Source organism: Pseudomonas sp. FBCC-B1667, assembly GCF_059133255.1.
In genome coordinates, this window is record NZ_CP101437.1 from 266,174 (window position 1) to 290,357 (window position 24,184).

Consider the following 24,184-nt stretch of genomic DNA (forward strand, 5'->3'; position numbering starts at 1 on the left):
CCTGATGACGGTGTTGACGTTTGTTATTGAGTAACGGCTTTGCAGCTGCTCAGCCAGGCTTCAGTGTCGATCTTCTGCTTTTGCAGGAACGCTTTTTGATTGGCCCAGTGGGTGCGCAAGTAAGGTTTCAGGTCTTGCAGTTGTTTGTTGCGGGTGATGATTTCTTCCATCACCGGCACCTGTGTTTCAAGCAATGGTTGGCCGTACAAGGTCGCCGACTCCACCAGGCTGCTGGCGTAGTAACGGCTGAGTTTGTGCAGGCGATCCTTCTGCTCGTCGAGTTTGGTTTTACGCATGTCACAACTGGCGTCTTTGTCCGCGCTTTCGCAATTGAGCTTGTAGTTCTTTTGCAGGAAGTCCACGTATTGGCCGTCGTCGAGCATCTTGGTGCACAAGAATGCGCCCAGATTGAGGCTGGCGCGAATCGCCTGGTCACGGGTTTCTTCCTGCTGCTGGTTGCTGGCACGCAACTGGTTTTCCAGGGCCTGCAGTTTTTCCTTCAGCGCTTTGTCTTCGACGCCCGAGGCGAGGCTGTTCAGGGATTGCACGGTGCCTTTGTCAGCGGATTCGGTTTCCTTGCTGCCGGTGCCGAGCTTCTTCCAGCTGGATTCGATGCTGGCGACGCGTTCGCGAGACGTCAGGGTCGGCGACACCAGCACCAGACGCAGGCCGGTGGTTTTGTTTTTCACTTGGCCATCGGCGTTGTAGTACGGCGCTTCCTTGCGCAGCGCCGTACGCAGGTCGGCTTGCGCAGTCAGGTAGTTGCCGCCACGGACCACATAGCCGCCGGCCTGACCGTGCTGGCGGTCGAGTTTGTTCAGGCGAAACGGCTCGAACATCATTTCGTCGACGTTGCCGAGCATGTCGTGCAGGCCCAGCGGATTAGGCTTTTGCAGACCGGACAACTGCACTTTGCCGTTGGACGATTGCGCCCCGGCGAACCATTCGTAGGCATTGATACCGTCCGGCATCGGGTAGTGCGTATCGCGAAATTCAGCGGCGCTGACTTCCAGCCCGCCGCGTGCGGCGAACTCCCACTCGACTTCTGTCGGCAAGCGCAGGAAGCCCTGCGCGCCGTCTTCCTTGGGCAACTTGTCAGCGGCGTTTTTACGCAGCCACAGGTTGTACTTGTCGGCGGCTTCGATGGCTTGCACCCAGCTCACGGACGTTTGCGGCATGCGCAGTTTGGTGGACGCGGCGGGACAGGTTTCTTCGGTCAGCGCGGCGTATTGCAGCTGACTCATCTCGTACTTGGCCATCAGGTAGTAGCGGGATTTGTCGTTCTTGCCGCCAGTGAAGCTGCCGGCGATGAACGTCGGTCGGGTCTGTTCGACGTAGCCGTATTCCGCGCCGTCCTGACCGATGTTGATCGGGTAGTCATCGAGCGGCCCGGCCACCGGGATGAATACCTTGCGAAACACCATTGCGCCATCGCAGGGCATCGGCAGCACGACATCGGCGGCGTCCGGCATCGGGTTGTAAAATTTCTCTTCCCAGCCCGCCGCCGAGGCGTCGAGCAGGTAGCCGAGACTCAGGGGCAACAGCAAGCCAAAACGTTTATAGCTCACGCAGACTCTCCGCAGGTTGGATGTTGATGGCTCGCAGGGCGCCGATCACGGCCACCAATGCGGCGACCAGAAGGGTCAGGAGCAAGGCGGCAACGCTATGCCAGACGGTAATGTGGCAAACGAAGGTGCCGGTGGCCTGGCTGCTGCCGAGCAAGTAGTCGAACAAATGGCTGCCGACAGCATAAAACCCCAGCCCGCCGATGTAACCGGCCAAACTGAGCACCAATGCCTGCAAGACCACAAAACTGCCGACGGCCCTGCGTTTGAACCCCAGCAGACGCAGGACCGCCAGGCTTTTGCGCTTGCGGTCGATGTTGGCCAGGAACGCGCCGACCATTGACGCCACACAGCCGATCAGCGCCGCCATGGCGATCACGCCGAAGATCAACCCCAGCACATGATTGATGGCTTTGACGTTGTCGATGTCGGCCAGCCGGCTCGAGGTTTCGATGTGTTGTTCGTTGAGCCAGTGCTCCAGCGGTGCGACCTGATCGATGTCGCGCGCATACACGCGGGCACGGGCATACAGCGGTTGCAGATTACCCAGAGGCTTGCCGGTGGCTACGCCGAACGAGCTGACCTGATAACCGTCGCGAAATCGCTCCAGGTCCAGCAGCAGCGGCGGGGCGACAAACCCGGCGGCACGGCCGAAGCGCGCACCATCGAGCACCGCCAGCACCGTGAGCGTCATCTCGCCACGTTCATTGACACCGTCCAGACGACGCATCGCCCGCAACTGCACGCTGTCGCCAACCTTGGCCTGCAAGCGTTGCGCGGCACTGGCGCTGAGGATCACTTGATTGCCGACCGGGGAGAGCGATGCCAGGTTCAGTTGGGGGTCGCCCGGCTCGGTGGCGATGATTTCCGCACCTTCGACAAATCGCTGCATGCCAATCAGCAGGTCTGCCTGGGTATTGAGCGAGCGCGTCTGGCCGAGGGCAAAACCGGTTTCGGGACGCAGGCGCAAACGCTCGATCCAGGCCGTGTCGTAGTTGCCGTTGCTGAGCATCTTCACTTCAAGGTTGCGCGGGTCGCGCAGCAGTTCGTCCTGCAACTGACTGACCACCCCGTGCTTGAGCCCGAACAACAGCAGCAAAGGCGCAATCACCGCCACCAGAGATGCGGCGATGCACAGCGAGACCTTGCGGTCGTGCCAGAGGTCTTGCAGCGCCAGTGAGCCCAGCAGGTGCAAGCGATCAGTCCATCGGTTCAAACAGTGTTTCTCCCTGGCGGCTGATAGCGCCGAGTCGCGGCAAGCCGAAATCCTTCAGCAAGGCCCAGTCATGGGACACCACAAGCGCACTTAAGCCCATGCTCGACACCAGGCTCAGCAGCAATTCGAACAAACGCCGGGCGCTGTGAGGGTCGAGCGCGGCAGTCGGTTCATCGGCCAACAGCAACAGCGGTTCATGGGCAATCGCGCGAACGCAGGCCACGCGCTGGCGTTCGCCGATCGACAAGGCCTGCGGTTGTTTTTCCAGCAACCCTTGCAGGCGCAACACGTCGACGGCGTGGTCGATGTGCTCGCTCTTCGCCGACATCCCGAGCAAACGTCGCGGCAGGCTGATGTTGTCGCGCACACTCAGGAACGGCAGCAAGCCGCCGCTCTGCAGAATGAAACCCAAGTGCCGTGAACGCACCGCTGCGAGCGCCGGTTGGTCGTCAGTCGCCAGCAGGTGGGCGATATCCTGAGCGTGCGTCGGTCCCAGGCGAAAGCGCTCGAGTTCCACCGGCGCGAGCAACAGGCCGATGGCTTCGAGCAATGTACTTTTGCCACTGCCACTTTCGCCGGTAATGGCGAGGATTTCTCCGGCACCGACCTGCAAAAGCGGCAGACGTACGTGATGGGCCAGCGCGCCTTCACCACGGCGCACCAGCAAGTTCTTGATATCGAGCATCAGCGTCTCGTTAAGGCATCATTTCGAGTGGCACGGGGTATACGTTGTCCCGCGCATCGCTGTCCTTGGCTAAAGCCACCCAACGGTCGACATCGGCGTTGTAACGCTGGTAATGCCGCAGTTTGGTGTTCAGCGTTCGGATGAATTTCTCCTGCGCCAGACCGTCCCAGCTTTTCCAGGTCTCTTCATCAAGGTTCAGCACTTCACTCTGATAGGGCAGGTCTTCGAGGTATTCGCCGAGCACGCCCATGTCCGCCAGTTTGGCGTTGCTGTTCTGTTTGAGCTGGTTGGGATCGGCACCCATGGTTGCCGCCACCGAACGCAGTCGATTGAACATTTCCGTTGGCGATATCAGGCCTTCATTGGCGGCATCGAGGATCTGCTTCATCACGTCGCTCAAGTCGCTGAGCTGTGACTTGGTCAACAGCACCCGCACATCGGTGGTCGGGATGTTTTGCTTGATCAGGTCGCGGTCACTGATCCACGCCTTGAACACCGGCGGGGCCTTGCTGTTGGTCTTCTCGCCGAGATAGGCGAGTTGCATGGCATGACCGATCAGCGCCGCGTCCTCAAGCATTTTCTTCTCGGCCGGGTCCTGCTTGGCGTTCGCCGCGCTGCCGATGGCGTCTTCGCCCATGTAGGCGGCTTTCACCTGGGTGGTGATCGCGGCAGCCAGTGCGTCGACCTTGCGTCCGAACTCCTGCACATCACCCGCGTTCACCGGGTAGTACAGCGAGGTGTTCGTGCCCGGGTAGGTCGACAGGTTTCGGTACTGCGCTTCGGCCTTGGCGTGGTCCTTGGCTCCGGCCGGGGTTTTCAAGTGCAGGGTGTAAATCGCCACGCCCGGGTTGGCGGCTTCCATACGCACCTGGGCGGCACTCAAACCGGTCTTCGACAGTTTGTCATCGCCTTCGATGGCACCCGCGTCGGTGATCAGCACCACGTAGCGCGCGCCGAACTGGCTCCAGTCGACCTTGTCGATGCTTTCCATGACGCCGGCAAACGAGTCTTCATCGAAGCTGCTGCTCGATACGGTGGCCTGTTTGAGGTCAGCGATCTTGGCAAAAAAGTCGGCGCTGTCTTTCACCTTCGTAGGGTCGGCGTACATTTTGGTGGTGTATTCCAGCCCCGGCACCGCCTGGGTGTTGGAGCGGAAAGCGACCATGCCGAACTTGACCTGCTTGCCGAGGTTCTGCGCTTCGATCTGCTGATAGACCTTGCGGATCGCCTCGCGGGTGCGGTCAATGTACGGGTCCATCGAAATCGTCGAGTCGATGACAAACACCACTGCGGCACTGAATTCCTTCAGCTGGTTGGCGTTTTTTTCCTCGGGCTCCTTGGCGCCGGGAGCGCTGCCCTTGGTGTTCTTGTCATCGGGCTTGCTGACCGAGGCGACATTAAGCAGGCGCGTGCGGAAACCGCTTTCGGTCATGACTTCTTCGCCGCTGAGCACCGGCAGCAGGTAGAACTGCTTTTGCAAGTCGACGAAGTATTCAGGTTCTTCGGCCAGTACGCCCGGCGCCTGCTGGCCTTTTTTTAGCGTGGCTCGCAGCGGCGCGACTTTGCTCACCGGGTCCGGCGCATCGAGGATGGCCTCGACGGTGGCGCGGTCCTTGAAGAACAGCAAGCGGTCGCGGTTGGCCGGGTTGGTGAAGGCCAGCGTCAGTTGCATCTTCCAGTCGGTGGTGCAGCCGGCAGGCAACCAGCCAATGGTTTTACCGTAACTGTCGGGGCCGACTTTCAGCCATTCGGCGTTGTTCGCCTGGGCGCGTTCGTACACGTAAAAGCGGCTGAACACAGGCTGTTCGTCACCGGCGGCACCGCCCGCCGTCGGGCTGATTTTGCAGCCTGGCGTGGTCAGCACGCGTTGGAACAGGGTCTTTTTGCCGGCCTGGATCAGCGGTTTGTCATCGGCCTGGGACAGTGGGCTGATGCACAACGCCAACAGGGTGGCGCTGCTCAGCAGAAATCGACTCATCGGCGAGCGCATCACTTCTGCAACTCCTCGAAACGCTGCTTGGCTTCGGCGTTGTTCGGGTCCTGGGTGAGGATGGTTTCGTACCAATAGGCGGCGGTGGCGTTGTCCGCGACCGGGAAGCACTCGCTGGCCTTCAGGTATTTAGGGTCGTATTCACGGGCATAAGCGTTGGCGATCAGCGCGTCACCGGCCTGGGCACGGTTGGCGTACAGCCGTTGGGCGACGCCGCAGTGTTTGCCGGCCTTGGCCTGGTTGATGATTTCCAGCAACTTGGCACTGTCGGGCGCCGCCTTGATGCAGGTCTGGACGAAAGTCAGTTCGGGCAGGCTGTTCATGCTCTCCAGGGTGCACGCTTGAGCGTCAGCGCCGGCAGGTGCGGCGGCAGCATTGGTGGCCACCGGGGCAGGCGCCGGAGTGCGTTTGTAAAACCAGAATCCGCCACCCGCGGCCAGTAGCAACAGCATGACAATCAGCAGGCCGATCAGGCCTTTGTTGCTTTTCTTCACAGGTGCGGGAGGGGGTGCGTAGTCGGGCTCGTGGGGCACTGACTCCAGCTCCACTTCGGGCTCGGCGGTGGACAGGACCAGTTCAGGCAGCTCCGGGATGTCCAGGACTTCAGGTTCCGGTGTGCTCGGCGCCGTCAGTTCGGCACCCCCATAGGTCGAGCGCGTCTGGCCGCCGGCAGTGGACGGCAGCACGCCTACGCCTGGGCGAACCACGCCTTTGTCGGCGTGGCTTTGGTTCTGTTCACGCAGTTCGATCTGGAATTGCGAGTTGGCGCCACCTTCCAGCAGCGGGTCGACCACGTCCGGGCCGACCTGCGCTTCCAGGCCGTCGCCGCTGGCCGTGACGTTGAACCGCGAGACCTTGAACCAAAATGGATTGTTGCTCCAGGTCTTGTGGTCCTGGAGGTAGAAACCGTCCTGGTTACGCTGAATGGAAAACTCCAACTGTTCCTCGCTACCCTGCCATTTCTTCACAGTAAGGCGGGCCTTGCCAGGCACATTGGGCTCTAACGCGAGCAGGTCGACACGAATTGGCATTGCTTATCTCGCTACGAAGGCGTTGAGCACTTGGCCCAGCCGTTCGTTCTGTTCAGGGGTGATTTCACGTCCGGCACCATGGCCGGCATTGTCTTGCGTGAGGCAGGCCAGGCCCGAGAGCCAGTCGCCGAGATAGCGCTGCGCCTGATTCGCCGGTTGGGCCGGCAGCACGGGCACTTGTCCCGGACTGACGTCGGTATAGAACGAAAACAGCGGCTGTTTGGCACCGACGCGGCTGTTCGGACGCTCGCTTACCGGCTTCTTCAGGTAACCGAACCACGACACGAAATCGCGCAGCACACGTTGCACTTCGAATACCTGTCGTTCGACCAGTTGATCGCGCCGCGCGCCGCTTTGTGCGCGCTTGAGAACCGCGCGGCTCAATTGCCCAGGCAAATCCTGGCGATAACCGGCGGTGATCAGTTCGTCGACCACCGCTTCGAGCAAGGCCTTTTCCAGACCGAGCAGATTGAGCAGGCTTTGGCGGGTGGTCAGCTCGCGCAGGTGCGCGATCCAGGCCTTGAATGCGGCTTTGGCAAATCGATGCTCGTTGTTCTGCAGCTCGGGCGCGGGGCTGCCGTTTTTGCTGCTGCTGACTGGTGCGTCAGCGCTCGCGTCGTCACCAAAATCAAAATCGAAACCCGCGTCGTTGCCGTACAGGCTCTGGCTGGGTGTGAGGGCGACCGGTTCATCACTGACAGCGGGCTCATCATCGGTTTCGTACACGCCGCTGAGGTACAGGTCGCGCACCTCTTCACTCGGCATGTCGAGTTGATCGATCAGTTCGCCGAGCACCGCCGGGCGACGGCCGAGGCCGGTCAGAATCATTTGCGCCTGGGCTTTCTTCGCGGCGGCGGCACCATCGGCGTCGGCGTGGTACCACGTGCTCAGGCCGTGAGTGGTCAGGCCTTCGAGGCATTCGCTCAATTGCTCGCGGATGCGCTGCAATTTGAATTCGATGTTGGCCACGCCTTTGAAACTGCTGCTGAAGTAGCTGATGCCACCGTCATCGTTGCGCAGCATTTGCGCCCAGGCGTTGACCGGGTTCTTGATGTGTTTGCACACCAGAGCGTTGCTGGCGAAGCTGCTGCCCAGTGCGTCGACACGCTCCTGGTAGATGGCATTAAGGCCGGTTTCCGCGCCGCTTGCGTCTTGCTCGATGAACGCCGCGTCCATGCGCGGTTTGCGCACCAGGAAGGTGTTCTGGAACGGCGTGCCGGCCCAGTCGCTCATCCAGCTCAGGCTGCCGAACCGTTCCAGCATGGTCAGCTTGACCATGCCGTTCCAGCTCTCGTCGTACTGGTCAGGTGTCAGGCTCAGGGAGTTGGTGATGCGCAGGTCAAGCATGGTCAGCGCCCAGATCAGACCGGTGTCGCGTTTGCTGCGAGCGGCCGAATCGGCGCCCTGGGTCTTTTCGATCCAGCGGGTCAGTACCGGGCCCACGTCATTGACGTCGCTCTGTTTGGTCGAACCGGTGCAGACCACCAGGGCGTTCATTTCCTGATTGTCGGTGTAGCGCTCGAACAGGTAGGCGACCTTGCCCCGCAGGATCAGCTGCGAAACGGAGTTGTCCTTGGTGGCGGATTGCGGGTCGTTGGAATCGGCGATCTCGTGCAGTTTCTTGCGCCCGCGATAACCGGGGAAGTCCAGCAGGTCGACCTGATTGACGATGTCATCCAGCGGCGCTTCGATCAGGCGGAAGGTCATTTCGGCCGTCAGTGCCGCCAGTTGCGCGACCGGGATGCCCTGACTGTTTTGCAGGCGGCCGTCAATCAGCGGTCGAACCTCGATCGGCAGGTCCCGTGGGCTGCCGAAGCGTTCAAGGATGTCGACGTTCATGATGCTGTCGCGCTGGCTGTAGGTGTCGTTTTCGAAACTCACCAACGCTTTCAGCGGTGCGAACACGGTTTCGGGCAGGCCCAGCGCGTGAAGTGCACCGGCCAGTTGCTGGTACACCCGCGTCAGCTCGCCTTGTTCACCCCACAGGATCGAAAACAGCTCGGCTCGCTCCTGGAAATTCAGGCGTGGCGCCAACTGCAATGCCTTGGGCCAGTACAGGTGCTCAAGTTTTTTCACCGAGTTGCGGAAGTTGTCGCGCAGGTAATCCCACAGCGACACCAGGTCGTCGGCGTTGACGCCCGCTTGCAGCGATCCGGTTTCGCGACCTTCGAACGGTTTGAGCACGCGCTGGATGCGCTCTTCATCGATCTCGTAGGAAATGCGCTCGAGGTCGAAATCCTTGAACCAGGAGTTGGCGAGAATCTTCGCCAGCTCGATTTCCTTGAATAGCGTGAGCTCTACCGGAAAGTCATTGTCCAGGCTTGCCGTCGCCCGACGGCTGAAGCGCGTCACCAGGCCAGTCGCTTCCTTGCCGCCACCGACCGGGTTGATGTGCTTGATGAAATCCAGGCGCTGGCCGCCAAAATCGGTTTCCAGTTTGCCGTTCTGACCCGCTGCGAGGGCCGAAATCAGGTAAGACTTGCCGGCCTGGGACAAGCCGAAAAAGCCGATGGTCATCGGCGTGCAGGCCACGCGACCGAGGCTGTGAGCCAGGTTGCGGGCGCGGTGCAGGCGGATGTTCAGGTTGTCGGCTTCGCTGTCCAGGCGCGGCGCGTTGCCGCGCGTCTGGGCAATCCAGTCCAGCGCCTGACCGGCGCCTTCATAAACAGCGGCCCAACTGGCAGAGAGCTGAGTTTGATCGGGGGTCAGGTTATTCATTTGCGTTTCACACTTCCACTGTCGAGCCAGTACTTGGTCTCGCTCAGGCCGGCGTCGAGCATGGTGTTGAGTTCGAGCTCGAGGTCGCTGCGCGGGTTGAAGTTGACGTTGTTACAGTTGGATTCGATGTTGCGAACCGAGAGGCGGTCGCTGACCAGATCCTGCTTGCGGGTGTACTTGTCCGCCGGTTTGACTTCGAACCGCACCTTGAGCAGCGGCGCGCTGCCGTTTTCACCGATCGCCCGGGAGAACTTCTCCCGACCGGCCTTGGTGAACCGCAAGGTGTACAGCGGCGAAGCGGCCCAGCGGTCAGCGGCCAGTTGGCGGAAACCGAGGCGCAGATCGCCGCGCATTTCCAGCTGCGGTGTGTCGGCAGTATCGCCAACGCCAATTATCGGCAGTTTGATCTTGTAGTCTTCAGCCTGGATGTCGCGGTACAGCACGTCGGCATCCTTGATCACGTTGTTCAGGTCGATCACGCCGATATTCTTGACCGTCGAATACGGCTTGAGCGCCGATGCACGGAAGTAGAAGTTCGGCACGCTGTGGTTGGCGCACAACAGGCAGAGCATCGCGCCAACCGACGCGGTGCTTTTCGGGTCGTCGATCCGGCCGTTCTTGTGGAACGGATACCAGCCGCCGGTCCGGTAGTTTTGCAGCGCCAGAATGCGCCCCGGTGGCAGCGGCAGTACCTTGCGAATGAACGCCTGGATGCCGGGCAGGCGCGAGGGGCGGCCTGTCAGCAGCAGGACGTCGCACGGGTAATGCGCGACCACTTCACACAACGCCCCGAGAATCTTGGTGATGTTGATCTGGTCGTTGAGGAACGCGGCGTGGAGCTTTTGCAGGTCGAAGCTGATCGGCGCGGCATACAGGTCGAAACCGCTCTGACTGCCGACATCGCGGCGCACGGCGGCGTTGACGTAGTCGAGCACGGTCTGGCTGATCGCGTTGTCACCCAGCAATTGGCGATAGGTTTGCGGGGTGACTGCTTGCGGGACTTGCGGATCGTAGTGCTCGTACGCCTTGAGCAGCGCCAGGCCCAGCGGAACGAACACCTGCAGGTTCAATTGCTGGCGCAGGATCATGTCCTGAGCGCTGACCGACTCATCGCCGCACAGACGTGACATCAGTGAGTCCGGGGCTTTCACGCCGGCGTTCTGCAAGGCTTTTTCGAAGCTTGGCAGGATGAAGTCCTGAATCACGTCGAGCAGGATGTCATCGCCGGCGACTTTGAAACCATCACGGAAACGCTGCTCAGGCACGATGTGCACGTTGCTGCCGCTGCCGGTGTTGCCGGCGCGGTCGAGGCGGTAATCGGTGATCACAAGGTCGGTGGTGCCGCCGCCGATGTCGATGGTCGCCAGGGTGATGCGCTCGCGGTCGGTCTTGTCCGGTCGGGCGATGGTGTCGAAAAATTCTTCCGGGTGACCGGCGAAATTCTCGTTGACCTCGGTGTACAGGTACACCAACTGGCCGCAGGAGGCTTCGTCCCATTCCACGCGGATGCTCGGGATCGGCGTGCGCGGGCTGACGGCCTGATCCAGATGCGGGTCTTCCTCGCCGGCATGCCAGCCGAGGCTTTTCCACACCAGGCCGATGGCTTGCAGCATGCGTTCGTTGAGGATGCTGCGCTCGGCCTGGGGCATGCCCGGCGGAACGGTCAGGGTGATGCTGTTGAGCTGGCGCGGCACGCGGGTGTGACCCTGGCGCGAACGCTGGGCCGGGCTGTTGATTTGTGACAGCGCCTGGGCCAGCACTTCGGCAAGCATGAAGGTCATCAGCGAGCTGCGCGAATAACGCGGCATGAACACCGGCAGACGATCATCTTCTTCGAGGCTGTAAAGCGCCTCGCCGGTTTCGTTGATCAGGTGAGAGAACGGCGCAGCAGTGGCGTACGGCTCGCTGTCGGTCTTGATGTACGAGCAGTTGAAACGCCAGCCATGGCCGTAGGCGTTTTCGTCCCACAAGTAGCGTTTCGGGCTGGACAGGCCGGTGGAGCCTTCGGTGCCGCGACGACGACTGGCCAGACGGCTGGCCTCATTGCCGACGCGGGCAATCGTCGCCCACTGGAAAGCATCGTGCCGGCCGCTCTTGACCGAGCAGTGATCCTTGCCGAAATACGCCTGGGCGAATTCCACTCGGCTTTCGAACGGCAGGTTGTAGGTGTGTTCCGGGGTGATCAGGTCGCGCAATTCCAGCACGTAGTTCTGCTTCAGCCCGGAGCCGGCCTGACCGTGGTTTTCAATCAGGATCCCGCAGGTGCGCGAGTTGCCGACGTCCAGGACCAGGTCCACCGGAATCGGTTTGACCAGGCCATTGCTGTCGTTGGCGACCACTTTCAGCTCGGGGATTTCAACTTTTGCCCGGACCGTCGATTGCTGGGCTGCGGACGGTGTGCTCAACAGGCTGAGCAAATTGAGGTAGTGCGCCAGGTGATAGTTGGCGCGGATATCGGTGTCCAGCTCGGCGCGCGAACGGTGCGCGTTGCCCTCGTTGAACACTTCCAGCAGCCACTCGTTGACCCACGGCTGCGCCAGGAACCAGCGGGTTTCGCTGGCCTTGGTCGCCAGTTTGAAGGACACGCCGGAGTTGATGTCTTCTTCGTTGGGGGCCAGGTAAGCAGTGCCGTCACGCTTGGGCATGACGCGGCTGTCGAACGCCATCGTCAGGCGGTGGGTGTTGCCGTCGATGTCCGGTGTCGCCAGTTTGACCAGGCGCATGCGCGACCAGTTGGTCGGGCCTTCATCGAAGCGATGGGGCGGCATGAAGCGAAAAAACGGGGTCGGCAGCCAGACACCGTCGAGCAATTCGAGGCTGCTTTTCATGTCGACGCTGAACGCAGGTTTGGCTTTCTCGATCTTTTCCGGTTCAGGTTCGTAGAAAAAGAAGTCTTTCTCTTCGTTGTACGAAAGGCGACAGATCAGCCCGCTGATCATCGGCGCGAATTCGCCTGCCGGTTCCTTGCGAGGATCCAGGCGCAGGGCGAAATCCATGAACTGGATGCCGGTGTCGCTGACGAGCGTGACGGTGTCTTCGAATTGGGTGACTTCAGGCAACATGTCGGGTTATTCCGTTTTTTCGGCCGCGTGCCGCATGGACATCGGGAATTGTTCTTTTCCGTAACCGCCGGTGCAGTCCGCGACCGTGGTCGCCCCTTTGCGGCAGTTGACCTTCGGCATGTCGTAAGTGCTGCCATCGGCGCACACGGCCTGACCCTGGCTGTCGATGGCCAGGCTGCCTCCCTTCATGGTAGCGCTCACTGGCCCGCTGCACTTGGTGCCGTCGGCCTGATGTACGGTGACTTCGCCCTTGCCGTCCTTGAGTTGGTACTCCAGACGAAGCGGTTTGCCGGTCTTGCGATCCTGAATACCGGCCCCGGCGCGGTACTGACCGTCGAGGAACTTGGCGGCGCCGTCGGCGGCGTCTGGTGGAATGCTCAGGGGAGGGCCGGGTTTTGCGGCGGCAGGTTTTTCGGCCTCGGGTGATGTGATATCCGGCGGCGCGGTTTTGTTTTCGGGGGGTACGGTAGGCGATTCGGCGGCTGGGTCTGCTGCCGGGTCTTTGGCGGGGTCTTGAGTCACGCCAGCGGGTGCTGCGTCAGCCTCGTTACCTTCGACCGCAGGCGCTTCCACGCCATGGGTTTCAGTCTCGGCGATACCGTTGCCAGTTTCTGCGGTGGAGCCCACAACGGTGCCATTCACCGGGACGCCGTTCAACGTCGTGACATTGCCAGTCAGTTTCGGCTCTTCCAGTTGTTGTTCCACCGGCACGATACCCTCCGGCAGCAGATCTACCGCCACCAATGGAATCGGCACGCAACCACGCAGGCCGAGCAACAGCCACAAAAGCAGCAGCAGGAGCGGCAGCAACAACAGCCACCACCAGCGACGCCACCAAGGTCGAGCAACCACCGGCACGAGGGGCGCAACCACGGGCGCGGCTTCGACTACGGGAGGCAGCGTGAACGCGGGCGGAACTTGATAAAGGCAGTGCAGAGGGTCGCGAGTGTCAGTACCGGCATGCTCGAAACCCCAAAAGGTCAGCACCGGTTTGCCTTGCACCAGGTAAACGAAGTTTTCGTCGGGGAAATGAATCACGCGCTTGAGCAGCTTGCCGAACACGGCTTTGTCGCCTTGCTGCGGTGCGCCGGAATCAGTGACCAGGAAACGCTGGCTCAATTCCTCAAGCGCAGTTTTCAGCGATTCAAGCTGGCGGCGGGCAGGCGCGCGTTCTTCTTCGGTCGCACTGCTCCACGGGATCACATCACCGTTGAGGCCGCTGTACCAGTCGATCTGGTTACCGAGCTCATCGCTTTGAGGGATGGCCAGATGATCGACCAACTCAGGATTTTTGCGGCGAATGGCCTCGCGCAATTGCAGGGCCGCCCGGTAGACCGGTTGACCTGTTTCGCCCAGGGCAATGAATGACCCGCTCTTACCGCTGCGTAATAGTGCCCCGCGCATTCAAACTCCCTATGTTCCGTTGCGCAAAAATGACAGACAAAAGCGTCTGCGCTTGCTCCTGCAATTAGCTGGCGACCTTAATGTCATAATGATGTCGCCGTCAAATAGCGGAGGTCCAAAACCGTATGAGACTAGCGTAAGTGTGCAGAGGTTGCATGAGGTCAATTTGAATTGACTTGAGAAGGCTCGAAGGTGTTCTTTTTTAAGCTTGCTGAAACGTTTCATCAGCGCTATAAAAAACGCACAACTCCAAGAAAGGCTTTCCCATGACTCCCCTCAAAATCGTCGTTGCCTTTGGCGCGCTGTCCGCCTCCCACGCCATGGCTTGGGACTACGTCCTGCTCGACAGCGACAAGGCTGCCCAAAACTGGCAGATCACCAGCCAGCAACTCGGTGTGAAAACCGACAAACCGTTCTCCGTGACTCTTCGAAACCTGCACGGCGGGCGGCAAGAGGGCGTCAGCATCGTCAACATCGATAACGGCACGATGAAACTCTCGGTGGTACCGACTCGCGGGATGAACGTCCTGCAGGCGTCGGTCGGAACTGTGCGCATGGGTTGGGATTCGCCGGTCAAGGATGTGGTCAATCCGTCCTTCATCGAACTCAACGGCCGCGGCGGTCTGGGCTGGCTGGAGGGCTTCAACGAACTGGTCGCCCGCTGCGGCTATGAATGGGTCGGTCATCCTGGCATGGACAACGGCGAACTGCTGACCCTCCATGGTCGCGCCGCCAACATCCCGGCCAGCAAAGTCACCCTGCACATCGATGAGAAACCGCCTTACGCGATCAGCCTGCGTGGCGAGTTGAAAGAGCAGGCGTTCAAGAAAGTCGACTTCTCGGTGATGACCGAACTGGTCACTGAGCCCGGTAGCCTCACGTTTGCCCTCAACGACACGCTCACCAACAACGGTGATTATCCAAAGGAATATCAGGCGCTGTACCACAGTAATTTCAGTACGCCGTTTCTGGAACAGGGCGCTCGCTTCGCTGCGCCGGTGAAACAGGTTTCACCGTTCAACGACAAAGCCAAGGGGGATTTGCCGGATTGGCAGACCTACCGCGCGCCGACCAAGGATTATGACGAGACCGTTTACAACGTTGTGCCTTATGGCGATGCAAAGGGTGACACGTTGACCGTGTTGCATAACAAGGCGGGAAGCCTTGGGGTGTCGGTCGGGTTTAATACCCGGCAGTTGCCGGTTTTTTCGTTGTGGAAAAACACCGACACGCAAGGGCAGGGGTATGTGACCGGCTTGGAGCCGGGGACGAGTTTTTCCTACAACCGCCGGTATCAGCGGCCACTGGGTCTGGTGCCGATGATTGGGGTTAAAGAGCAGAAGCAGTTTCAGATCAGGTACAGCTTGCTCGCGGATAAAGGGGCTGTGGATAAGGCGTTGAAGACGGTGAGTGATATTCAGGGTGGGCGGGAGACTGAGGTGAGGGCTACGCCGTTGGTGGACATCAGCAAGGAATAGTCTCTGCTAGTTTGAGGTTGGCCGGTATTGAAGCGCTTCGGCCAAGTGCTCGCGAGTGATGTTATCGACCTGCTCAAGGTCAGCCAGGGTGCGTGAAACTTTGAGCAGTCGATGGGCCGCTCGCAGTGACAAGGTCAATCGCTCACACGCCGTTTCCAGCCAGGTCTCATCGGTTTTGGATAACTTGCAGTGTTGGCGCAGGCCCGGCAGATCAAGGAAGGCGTTCGCGCAGCCCTGGCGTTTTTGTTGTCGCTCGCGAGCGTCGGCAACCAGCACTGCGGCGGTGGCGGTGTCGTCGCCGGGCTTCAGCGCAGGGTTCAACGACGTTGCTTCCCGGGCGACGGTCAGGTGCAGGTCTATCCGATCCAGTAGCGGCCCCGACAATTTGTTGCGATAGCGCTGGACCATGTCCGGCGTGCAACTGCATTTGCCACTCGGTTCGCCAAGATATCCACAGGGGCACGGGTTCATCTCCTGATTTTGTGAGCAAAATGGCTTGTGGGGAAATAGATTTTTGGCCAACGATAGGCTGAATTTACTGCCCTGAGGCGTCGAAGATATGAAATTTCATAGCCCACCTGACATGCAACGGTTTGGGAAAAAGGTCGTGCCTTGTTCCTTCGTCATTACGGTAAGAAATGATGCCAAAAAGAACGGACATTCCAACGTCGATTTTTCCTTTCTCGCTGAATGGTTGGGGGACCATGCAGCGCCCATCATTGAGGCATTAAAAAAATTCTCACGAGCCTATTCCACCGCTACGCCTATTTACAACGCGAGAAAGGTGCTGGAATTTTGGAGGGATTATCAAGTTGAGATGAGCCTTCCATTGTTTGTGGGGTTGGACGCCGATGAAATTGAGCGACAGGTGTCCGATATGCGTTATGAGTTTTTTTCTGAACAAACCAATGCTGGTAAATCCCTCGGTACCACTAACGCACGCTGGTTAACTTTTTTACGGTTAATGGAGGTCTTTATCATATGTAAAGCTTTACCTATGGTGAACGTGAAATCTCCATCTTTGTCTTCGCCGCCTAAGAAAGACATAATTTTCCAGCGGGAACGAGCAATCACCATTCCAGGCTCCAGAGGGCCACGTAATTTGAATCACGAAGGCGATTCTTACAACGACGATCTTTTTGAAAGACTATCAATTACGCGTAGTGACGCCGAGTACATAGCTGAGTTTACCGCTCGCTTGGAAAATGCAGTAGGGAAAATCAAGTCATGCGCGCTTGCAGATTTTAATGCGTTGGTATTTAAGAAGGAGGAGGGTGACCGGCTCATAAGCTTGGCATGCACTGCGCAACTGGATCAATTGACAGGTGCTGAGCCCACTGAGTCAAAATATATAGATCCGGAAAATGGACTGCATATCCTTCAGTCTCAAGATGAGCATCCGCTGCTTTTAGCTAATTTACTTTATTTAGTAAAGCGGCAGATGGGAGGAATTCCAAAAGTTCACATTAAATATTCAGGTACTGCTGAAGTCCCCGAGTCTAACAGTGGAAATCCACATTGGCGTTTTGTCGTTGAATACGGCAAAAATCTTTTACTTCCATACTTGGGAATTATGGATAGCGGGGCTATGGCTGTATGTATGCTATTGATCATGCTTGAGCATCCTAATATAAACGCGACGTCGTTGATGCGTGCAAAATTAGAGGATGACAATGGGCGGGTGATATTGCTATCGTCCACGGGTGAAACCGACGGCGCGCAGACGCGGATAACAGTTAATAAGCCGAGAGCCTTGGATGAAAAGTCGGTCCGACTTAGTCCTATTGCGGAACAAGTGATTAATTTTGTTCTTGATTGGACACGGTTGGCCAGAAATGAATTGAAAGTTCAAGGCAGGCTGAAAGAAGCCAAGCAGCTTTGGGTCGGCATTAATCGGTCTAACTTCAATTTATTGGCCTTTTCCCATAGCGCCGCTTTGTACGCATTAAAATTAGATTCGTCCAGGGGGTTCGGCGTCAAAAAAATCAAGTCCAGAAGTGATCCGTTTGTAGCCCGGCACGCTTGTTTGGAGCCCTGGGCCGCGAAAATAACGTTTAAAGCACTGCGGGTAAATTCGGGGGTGTTGACCTATTTAAAGACTGGTGGCGATTTGGTTGCGACAGCCAGAATATTCGGTCATAAACACATTAACACCACCATCAGTAACTATATTCCGAAGCCGTTGCGATTAGCAATGTACGAGCGCCAGATTCGACGCCATCAAAATAGCCTTATTATTTCATCCATAAATGATGAAAATATTTTACTCAAGGTATCCGATTTTAAGACGAAAGAAGATTTACATGCTTTCCTGGTCTCGCAGCCAATAACAAAAATAGACGTGGCAGGTGAGTATTGCATGCAGGCCCAGGAGGGGAGTGCTTCAATTGGCAAGCAGGCGGGTGTGAATGATCGAGTCATTATTTATGATGACGCTGATGCGCTAGCAGTTGCAATTCTATATCGTGAACACCTCAGAAATGCGCCGCCGGATTATACTGATAAGCCCGACAAAATAACCGGAGTGGCACCCAGGTTTTGGATGAGGCTTGTCGATGCTCTAATGGAACCACTGCCATTAGCTATGGAGAATATTAGGGCGATTATGCAGAAAGCCAAAGGCCGCGTGATTTCCTTGAAAAGCAATGTTGTTTTTCCGAGGTTTGACTCATGACGTCTACGGTACTACCGATCGCTATTACGGATTTTTTCCATAGCAGCAGACGAGACCACAAAGCGCTTTACCATCCCGCCTGGCTTCTATCTGCATTAGATGACCCCGAGTGGATCATGAAAGGACAAAATGATCTGCGCGAGGTGAATGGCGTTTTGAAAGGTGGCAAGCCACTCAAGTGGAACAAGCGGCTCGGGGGAGGACTACTAACTGAGCCAAGGTATTCTACCGTACTTTACCAGGCGAAGGTGATCTTGGTATGGGCTTTTGATGGGGCGGTCCCGAAACTAGGCAGCAGTTTGAAAACGATATCTGGATTTCATGGGTTTGTATTTCGCCTGGTGGAATTTCTCGATTTTCGCTATGACGAAACTTTCCATATTAAGGGATTCAGTGTTCTTACCACCGACGATATCGCGGATTTTTTAGAGCTCACTGTGGAAGCCGGCGTCTGCGGGAGTGGTTGCTGGATAGAACGCTGGGAGAGGTATCTAGCGCTAAATATAGGTGAGGGTAAAACGCATGCCGACGTGCTCGAGTACCTTGAGCGAGTAAAAGCTTACAACCGTAAAGGAAGGCTATCGTTAATTTTTTTAGGTGCGGTTATTGGCGTCGATGCATTGCGGTTAGCTCGATCTCAGTATCTAACTAGGTACCTGTGTCGATACGACAGATCCTATCGAGGTTCTGTAGAGTTCAGCATGGGAGAGGGGTCTGTATCTCAGTTGGCAAACTGGTGTATGACGCTCACGCAGGTGCTGGCGTTGGCTCCTATTTCGTTATCCCCTGAATTAGATGATACATACGTCCTGAACGATTTACTCAAGCCCTTCCGATATGGAGCCTCAGGTCGGACAAAGTCCATCCCAGGGCACGTCGGCAGATTGCTAATCAGACAATGTTGTATGTGGATGGCTGACGTGTCGTCTGATTTACAGAGCTATGTGGAGGATGTCGTTCGCGCATCGATTTCGATCAAAACGTCGAGGCCAAGTATTTCCTCATTCAATTGCGTTGTGACTGCCGAACAGGAGTGTTCTCTGCCCGAGTCTCTGGCGTCCCTCAAGAAATTTTACGATGACTCGCGAGGCAGCGATGCTCAACCATATGAACATCATTTTGCGCCACCGTTTATTTTCAAAATAATTAGATTTCATTCAGCAATATGCTTTGCTCTAACAGCCTTGTTTTCATGCAGTCGGCGTATGGAGCTCATTGAGTTGGGACCTGATGACCTGTTGGAAAGAGAAGGCTTTCTGTATCTCCAGATTATGTTGAGAAAAACCGGAGTGGATTTGCTACGGGTAAAGTTCTCTAAGCCGATACCCAATGTTGTTGCTCAAGCCTTAACATCTTTGGATGAGCTGAAGCGGTCTTGGTTGCGAATTTTTGAATGCAATGATTCACTGTTGGGTACACGCTATTTTTTTAAGCTCAGCTTTAAAGGGATCAGCCCACTTACAGGTAATGACGTATATGGGCCGTTGCGAGAACTCAGTGAGTATATAGGGCTTACGAACCAAGACAATGAAGCTTGGGTTATATTGCCTCATCAGCTAAGGCGTTTCTTTGCATTGAGTTTTTTTCATGATGCAGGTGCCGAAAACTCTCTGCCTGCTCTTACTTGGTTTATGGGGCACGACGATATTGAAGGGACTTGGCGTTACATCAAGGAGGGGCTCACAGGTCAGGAAGTTTCTGCCAGTGAGGCGGCAATGGCGACATCCGCCGTTTGCTCTGGTGATGCATCCGAGGGGGCCGTCAAGTTACGAAAAGTGCTGTCGGACTATTTTGGAACCAATAACCTCAGCTTAATGGCTGAAGAGGATGTCCAGGAATATCTAGAGCTTTTAGCAGAGCAAAAAATGTTTACCGCAACCCCGGTCCAGATATTTACTGAAGGTCGTAGGCGGATATCCGTTTTAATCTCAATTAAGGAGGTTTAACGTGCCGCGTCTTGGGAAGGGGGAAGTCGCTGCGGGAATAAAGTCCAAGTCAGATGCTATACAACAAACGATTGGGCGACGCGTTATCCTATTCCAGGCATTGATGGTCAAGCGAGACCCATTGACAGAGGAGTGGAACGTATTTCGGACGGCTCAAACGTTGGCTGAATGGAAACATGAAGCAGAAGAGATTTATCCTGTCAGCGTCAAAACGCTTCGAAAATATGTAGATTTGTTGTATCCGGGCGGATTGGCGGAGCTTTGCTTTATGGCCAAGAAAAAAATGGACCTTATAAATTCTAAAACGTCACCGCCGACGTCTGCCAATTTAAAGTTAAAAGCTGAGCGAGCCGTTGACTCTGCTTTGGAAATGACGACCCTATATTTGGATTTGCTTGAGCGTTTCAAAAAAGTTTCTATGGTCTCGGATGTTGCGGAGTTGGAGTTGTCGAAACATTTTAGACGCTATGGTAGGAATCCGCACGTTAAGGAGGTGTTGTAGCCATGGCGGAGCAATTGTGGCTGCAAGCGTCAACTACGTTTTCATTACCTGGATTTCCGAATCGGTCTCAGAGTAATCGGTGGGCAGCGCCCAAGCTTCGAGCGCTGTACTGGCCGGGAGGTGCTATATGTTGGCCGATAAACCTTTACCTCGTTTCATTGCGCCGAGCTGGACTGGCGGTATCAACTATCAATACATACGCGTCCGAGCTTTCGCTGTTTATAAAATTCTTGGCGGAATTTCAGATTGAATTCAGCGCTGTCGATGATGAAGTATTAATAGACTTTGCTGATGGCCTTATCCTGAATAAAATATCAGGAAGCCATATAAATCGGTTGTTATTAAGGGTCATCAATTACCTTGTTTGGTATCAGCGAATTTTTCTGGTTGTTGATTTGGTGGGTGAACCCGGCAGAGGTTGCCCGATCACCATCAGCACGCAAAGCATTCGGACCCGCAGGGGCGCTGTCCCAGGGAAGATAAAGCATATGTCCATGGTTCCAGCTAGCACACCGCGGACCGTGAGACCTATTTCATTAGAAAGTGTAGGAAAGCTTGTTGCGGCCTGCGATTTAATAGGGCGTACCCGATTTAAAAGAGTGCGGGACCGATGCATGTTGACGCTGCTTGCTGATGCGGGGCTGCGGAGAGAGGAGTTGACGTGGGTGCGCTGCGAGCGAGTTCGGGCGGCGGCGGATAATGGTGGCAGGCTGATGGTTCGGACATCAAAGCGGAGAAATCATCCCGATCGAGAACTACCCATTCCTCAGGAAACAGTCAATTTGTTAATTGACTATCTCGATGTCGCTCGAGCCGTGCAGATCAGGCGATTAAAGCGGCGGGCACCCCATTTTGAAGATGATGGATGGGCCTTTTGTACTAGGTCTGGCCGTAAAATGGCACCCGGCACCATTTCTCAGATCTTTTCAGACCTTCGCGAACGTAGCGATGTTAAAGGGCGCGCCACAGCCCATATGTTTCGACACAGGTATATAACGTTACAGGTAGTGTCTAGATTACGCGCATTGAAAAAATCAAATATTGGATTAGAGGCGATGACAACGATTCTATCAAAAGTGGCGAGTTTAAGCGGTCATGGCAGCTTGGAAAGTCTTTGGGTGTATGTGGATTGGGCGTTTGATGAATTAGAGTCAATGACGGCAGAGGTAGCATCACCAAATGCTCTTGAAATCGTTGAGCGTCTCCTGCACGAAGCCAAAGGAGAAGGGGATCAACGGCTGATAACCATGTTGGAGAGTATATTGGTACCCTTATTGGAAGATCAACGTCCTACGCCGCAGCCGAGCGTGCTGACTCACTCGTTACGCAAAACTTAAGTGAACGGGTATCGCCAAATAAAGTCCCAGAGGACTTTTGGATAGCACGTTTGTTTTTCGGCTCAGGTTGCCTCGAATGCAAAACGCCGTTGCGTTTGATCAGAATAACGGATCCATATCCATTAGTGATCTACATACAGTATCGCCTAGCATGGGGGGCAGTGTCCTGTCTGTGGATGGGCTCGATCATGCAGTGTGGAGATGCATCAGTGGAACTTAAACGCTACCAAAAAACTCTAGATGAACGCGATCAATCCCTGCTGGAAACCTGCGATTCAGGCCTGTTTGTGGCCTTTTGGTCGGATAATAAATATGTATCTGCTCGCGACGGTGCAGGGGTGGAGTGGTTGCTATATCGCGACACGGCGCTGCGGGATATTGAAGCGGGCGACGATGGATTGGTCCGGATTCATCAGTCGCGCCTGGTACGTCTCGAGTGCATTGATTCGTTTCTGCGCGTCGGACCGTGCGATGGCCATAACGGGTACGGAGCGGTTCGTGTGGCAGGGCATGACTATCGCGTTGGGCGCCGTTATTGGCGCCTGCTGAAGAACCAGTGCCGTCAGGAGTAAGCGTAGAGAGCGTTGCTTGTAATACGCAGAGCCAAGGGCGCTTTTCGTGATGGCTTTAGTCTGTGTCCACCAGGAGTGGCAGAACCGGCGCGTGAGCTACTCCCTCAGTAAAAAAAGCGCGAGGTACGCGGAATTTCAATACCTCTGATGTGGTGTAAACCTATTTTTGTAGTTGTTAACCACTAAGGTAACAGCGCAAAAAATAGGTTTACAGGCTGCTCGAAATGCCGGATTTGTGACGGGTGGGTGTTGGGCTTTCCTGGTACTTAACAGTTGATTTCGCATCTGATGTGCACAAGCAAATTGAACTGTCTATTGAGCTATGCGAATCGTCGCGTAAAACAAGGGGCATTCGATGATAATGATTAATGGTCCGATGCCGCTGCGCGGTTTAGGATCCTGACAGGGTGTGAGAGGAAGCGAGTCGCGAGCACGAGGGATGAAGAATTTCCCTACGCGCCCTGAAGTAATCGATGACGCCCATGTGGCGTCTGCTTCGAGATAATTGCCTTGAGTTTAGGGGGAGTCTGTATCCGCTAGGTCAGCGAGCTGGTGTCGAAATAATGTGTTGTTAAGTCGGAATTTCTTCGGGCGGCATTGCGCATTATTAACTGCAGGAGGACTCAGGATGGCGATGTTGCCGCTTCTTAAGTCAGCCAAGGCATTCTGACATGACGCCGCCGTTGCGAGTTGTCGCGCCCCTAGTGTTTGACGGCTGGGGATCGACAGCGAAAAGAAAAGACGACTTTTCGTCCAATAACGTCCAAACCAGAACTAGTCTCCATTCGTGTCATGGTCCACACCGTTCAACGAGGGTGAAGGAAATGCAAATGCATAAAATCCGTCTAGGCTGGCTGCTGGGTATGAGCCTGGGCATGAGCAGTCCATCCGCGACTTGGGCGGCGGGCGAGTTGCATTTGAGTTTTCACATGGGCGGGACATCGGGCGAACAAAGTTTTGTCGGTGGGACGCTGATCAATGAAGGTGATGCGCCGGTAGTTCATGGTTATGTGGTGGTGACGTTACTGGATGCGCAATGCCGTCCGCTGAAAAGTGTGCTGGGAAACTTTGACGAAATTCCCGTGGGACAAGCACGCAGCTTCCGCGTACCGCTGGAGGGCGCTTTGCAGCGTTACCGGTTGGCAAGTGTGAAGGGTTTCGACGCCCAGGGCTTTGAAGTCCCATCTATTGACGATAATCAGAAGATTATTAAGGCGCGAGAGGTCGAAGAGCGTGCTTATTGTGCCGAGGCACAAGCGAAGGCCGAAAACTAGCGTGACTACGGGGGGCAGTCGCCAACGTTCGCTAGGGTTTGTTTTCTTCTGATCCGTGGTAGGGAATCTCAACATTTGCCTGTACAGGCTTACCCGAGAGCAAAGCGAATTTCGATGCCTTTCAAAGGCAAGCCCGCCAGGCGAGGCATTCACGGTAAACAGATGATTTTTTTTGCGATATACGGCGATACGCCAAAAACTGGAGCAAGTTGTGTTCACCAAGCCGATACCCCACCCCCGTGACCTCATTATTGCAATGCTAGAAATGCAACAAGCTCAATTTCTCGCCGCCGGGCACAAGATCCAGGCAATCCCATCGGGTATCAGTGGTCAAGACTCGTCGCACCTGGTATCGGCTCAACAACGCCAAATGCAGAAAGAGCGGGCCAAGTTGGCCCCCGCGCTACGCAAACATGCGGCGGCTGGAAAGACCGTCGAGGCAGCGGCATCGGCCTTGAAAATAAAATTTATTCGGGCGCAATTGATCGCTACAGAAAACAATATCCAATTCAATACGGCGGCGAGGCGCTCTAAATCGCTGCAGCAGTAGCATCCTTCTGCTGCATTGCGGACTTTCCCTACAGACTTGGCTTATTAATTATTGCGTAATGGCAATGAAAGCTTGCTGCTCAGCCAGTGCGTCAGCAGACGCGATTGTCTTGGCGGATTGATTCCTGGCTGAAAGCAAGTCTTTCGCTCCTTATGCGATGCATTTTGCCCCACATCTCCC

Annotated in this window: 16 protein-coding genes and 1 pseudogene; 8 read left to right on the plus strand and 9 right to left on the minus strand. The window is 56.2% G+C overall.

All coding sequences use genetic code 11. The features are described from left to right. Positions 1-23: 23 nt before the first annotated feature. From NL116_RS01205 to NL116_RS01240, 8 genes are read right to left on the minus strand one after another with little or no spacing between them, the layout of a single operon-like run. Positions 24-1,568: an SUMF1/EgtB/PvdO family nonheme iron enzyme gene (locus tag NL116_RS01205; protein ID WP_494375675.1), complete on the minus strand. Its 1,545-nt coding sequence runs from the start codon at positions 1,566-1,568 to the stop codon at positions 24-26. After that, on the minus strand, positions 1,558-2,781 hold the full coding sequence (locus tag NL116_RS01210; protein WP_494375676.1) for an ABC transporter permease: 1,224 nt from the start codon (positions 2,779-2,781) through the stop codon (positions 1,558-1,560). The genes NL116_RS01205 and NL116_RS01210 overlap by 11 nt, the downstream gene beginning before the upstream one ends. Beyond that, a complete protein-coding gene (locus NL116_RS01215) occupies positions 2,765-3,466 on the minus strand; it encodes an ABC transporter ATP-binding protein (protein WP_494375677.1) in 702 nt (233 codons plus the stop codon). Before NL116_RS01215 ends, NL116_RS01210 begins: the two co-directional genes overlap by 17 nt. Before the next feature lie 10 nt (positions 3,467-3,476). Continuing rightward, on the minus strand, positions 3,477-5,456 hold the full coding sequence (locus NL116_RS01220) for a vWA domain-containing protein (protein WP_494375678.1): 1,980 nt from the start codon (positions 5,454-5,456) through the stop codon (positions 3,477-3,479). After that, a complete protein-coding gene (locus tag NL116_RS01225; RefSeq protein WP_494375679.1) occupies positions 5,456-6,487 on the minus strand; it encodes a hypothetical protein in 1,032 nt (343 codons plus the stop codon). The genes NL116_RS01220 and NL116_RS01225 overlap by 1 nt, the downstream gene beginning before the upstream one ends. 3 nt (positions 6,488-6,490) lie before the next feature. Continuing rightward, complete coding sequence (locus NL116_RS01230) at positions 6,491-9,205, minus strand: putative virulence factor (RefSeq protein ID WP_494375680.1); 2,715 nt, start codon at positions 9,203-9,205, stop codon at positions 6,491-6,493. After that, positions 9,202-12,267 carry a virulence factor SrfB gene (locus tag NL116_RS01235; RefSeq protein WP_494375681.1) on the minus strand — a complete coding sequence of 1,022 codons (3,066 nt, stop codon included), beginning with the start codon at positions 12,265-12,267 and terminating at the stop codon, positions 9,202-9,204. Before NL116_RS01235 ends, NL116_RS01230 begins: the two co-directional genes overlap by 4 nt. Positions 12,268-12,273: 6 nt before the next feature. Continuing rightward, on the minus strand, positions 12,274-13,671 hold the full coding sequence (locus NL116_RS01240) for an SrfA family protein (RefSeq protein WP_494375682.1): 1,398 nt from the start codon (positions 13,669-13,671) through the stop codon (positions 12,274-12,276). Positions 13,672-13,937: 266 nt separating this feature from the next. On the opposite strand from NL116_RS01240, the gene NL116_RS01245 reads away from it, so the two are divergent. Continuing rightward, positions 13,938-15,149 (plus strand): aldose 1-epimerase family protein, encoded by a 1,212-nt coding sequence (locus NL116_RS01245; RefSeq protein WP_494375683.1) that lies wholly within the window; start codon positions 13,938-13,940, stop codon positions 15,147-15,149. A 6-nt stretch (positions 15,150-15,155) separates the two neighbouring features. Here NL116_RS01245 and NL116_RS01250 read toward each other — a convergent pair. Then, positions 15,156-15,620: pseudogene (locus NL116_RS01250) on the minus strand (magnesium chelatase subunit ChlI family protein); the annotation flags it as partial. 88 nt (positions 15,621-15,708) lie between these two features. On the opposite strand from NL116_RS01250, the gene NL116_RS01255 reads away from it, so the two are divergent. From NL116_RS01255 to NL116_RS01285, 7 genes are all read left to right on the plus strand, one after another. Continuing rightward, a complete protein-coding gene (locus NL116_RS01255; RefSeq protein ID WP_494375684.1) occupies positions 15,709-17,823 on the plus strand; it encodes a hypothetical protein in 2,115 nt (704 codons plus the stop codon). After that, positions 17,820-19,769 (plus strand): site-specific integrase, encoded by a 1,950-nt coding sequence (locus NL116_RS01260; RefSeq protein ID WP_494375685.1) that lies wholly within the window; start codon positions 17,820-17,822, stop codon positions 19,767-19,769. Before NL116_RS01255 ends, NL116_RS01260 begins: the two co-directional genes overlap by 4 nt. A gap of 1 nt (position 19,770) precedes the next feature. After that, a complete protein-coding gene (locus tag NL116_RS01265; protein WP_494375686.1) occupies positions 19,771-20,271 on the plus strand; it encodes a hypothetical protein in 501 nt (166 codons plus the stop codon). Positions 20,272-20,273: 2 nt separating this feature from the next. Beyond that, positions 20,274-21,608, plus strand: coding sequence for a tyrosine-type recombinase/integrase (locus NL116_RS01270; protein WP_494375687.1), 1,335 nt, complete (start codon positions 20,274-20,276; stop codon positions 21,606-21,608). A 209-nt stretch (positions 21,609-21,817) separates the two neighbouring features. Continuing rightward, positions 21,818-22,180: a LytTR family DNA-binding domain-containing protein gene (locus NL116_RS01275; protein WP_494375688.1), complete on the plus strand. Its 363-nt coding sequence runs from the start codon at positions 21,818-21,820 to the stop codon at positions 22,178-22,180. 830 nt (positions 22,181-23,010) lie between these two features. Further along, entirely contained in the window at positions 23,011-23,454 is a 444-nt protein-coding gene (locus NL116_RS01280) for an FxLYD domain-containing protein (RefSeq protein WP_494375689.1), read from the plus strand. 211 nt (positions 23,455-23,665) lie between these two features. Beyond that, on the plus strand, positions 23,666-24,004 hold the full coding sequence (locus NL116_RS01285; protein ID WP_494375690.1) for a hypothetical protein: 339 nt from the start codon (positions 23,666-23,668) through the stop codon (positions 24,002-24,004). Positions 24,005-24,184 lie beyond the last annotated feature (180 nt).

Bases quoted from the DNA above. Each gene is read 5' to 3' on its own strand.
- NL116_RS01215 (WP_494375677.1), bottom strand. From the start codon at position 3,466: ATGCTCGATATCAAGAACTTGCTGGTGCGCCGTGGTGAAGGCGCGCTG.
- NL116_RS01220 (WP_494375678.1), bottom strand. From the start codon at position 5,456: ATGCGCTCGCCGATGAGTCGATTTCTGCTGAGCAGCGCCACCCTGTTG.
- NL116_RS01225 (WP_494375679.1), bottom strand. From the start codon at position 6,487: ATGCCAATTCGTGTCGACCTGCTCGCGTTAGAGCCCAATGTGCCTGGC.
- NL116_RS01230 (WP_494375680.1), bottom strand. From the start codon at position 9,205: ATGAATAACCTGACCCCCGATCAAACTCAGCTCTCTGCCAGTTGGGCC.
- NL116_RS01235 (WP_494375681.1), bottom strand. From the start codon at position 12,267: ATGTTGCCTGAAGTCACCCAATTCGAAGACACCGTCACGCTCGTCAGC.
- NL116_RS01240 (WP_494375682.1), bottom strand. From the start codon at position 13,671: ATGCGCGGGGCACTATTACGCAGCGGTAAGAGCGGGTCATTCATTGCC.
- NL116_RS01245 (WP_494375683.1), top strand. From the start codon at position 13,938: ATGACTCCCCTCAAAATCGTCGTTGCCTTTGGCGCGCTGTCCGCCTCC.
- NL116_RS01255 (WP_494375684.1), top strand. From the start codon at position 15,709: ATGAAATTTCATAGCCCACCTGACATGCAACGGTTTGGGAAAAAGGTC.
- NL116_RS01260 (WP_494375685.1), top strand. From the start codon at position 17,820: ATGACGTCTACGGTACTACCGATCGCTATTACGGATTTTTTCCATAGC.
- NL116_RS01270 (WP_494375687.1), top strand. From the start codon at position 20,274: ATGGCGGAGCAATTGTGGCTGCAAGCGTCAACTACGTTTTCATTACCT.
- NL116_RS01280 (WP_494375689.1), top strand. From the start codon at position 23,011: ATGCATAAAATCCGTCTAGGCTGGCTGCTGGGTATGAGCCTGGGCATG.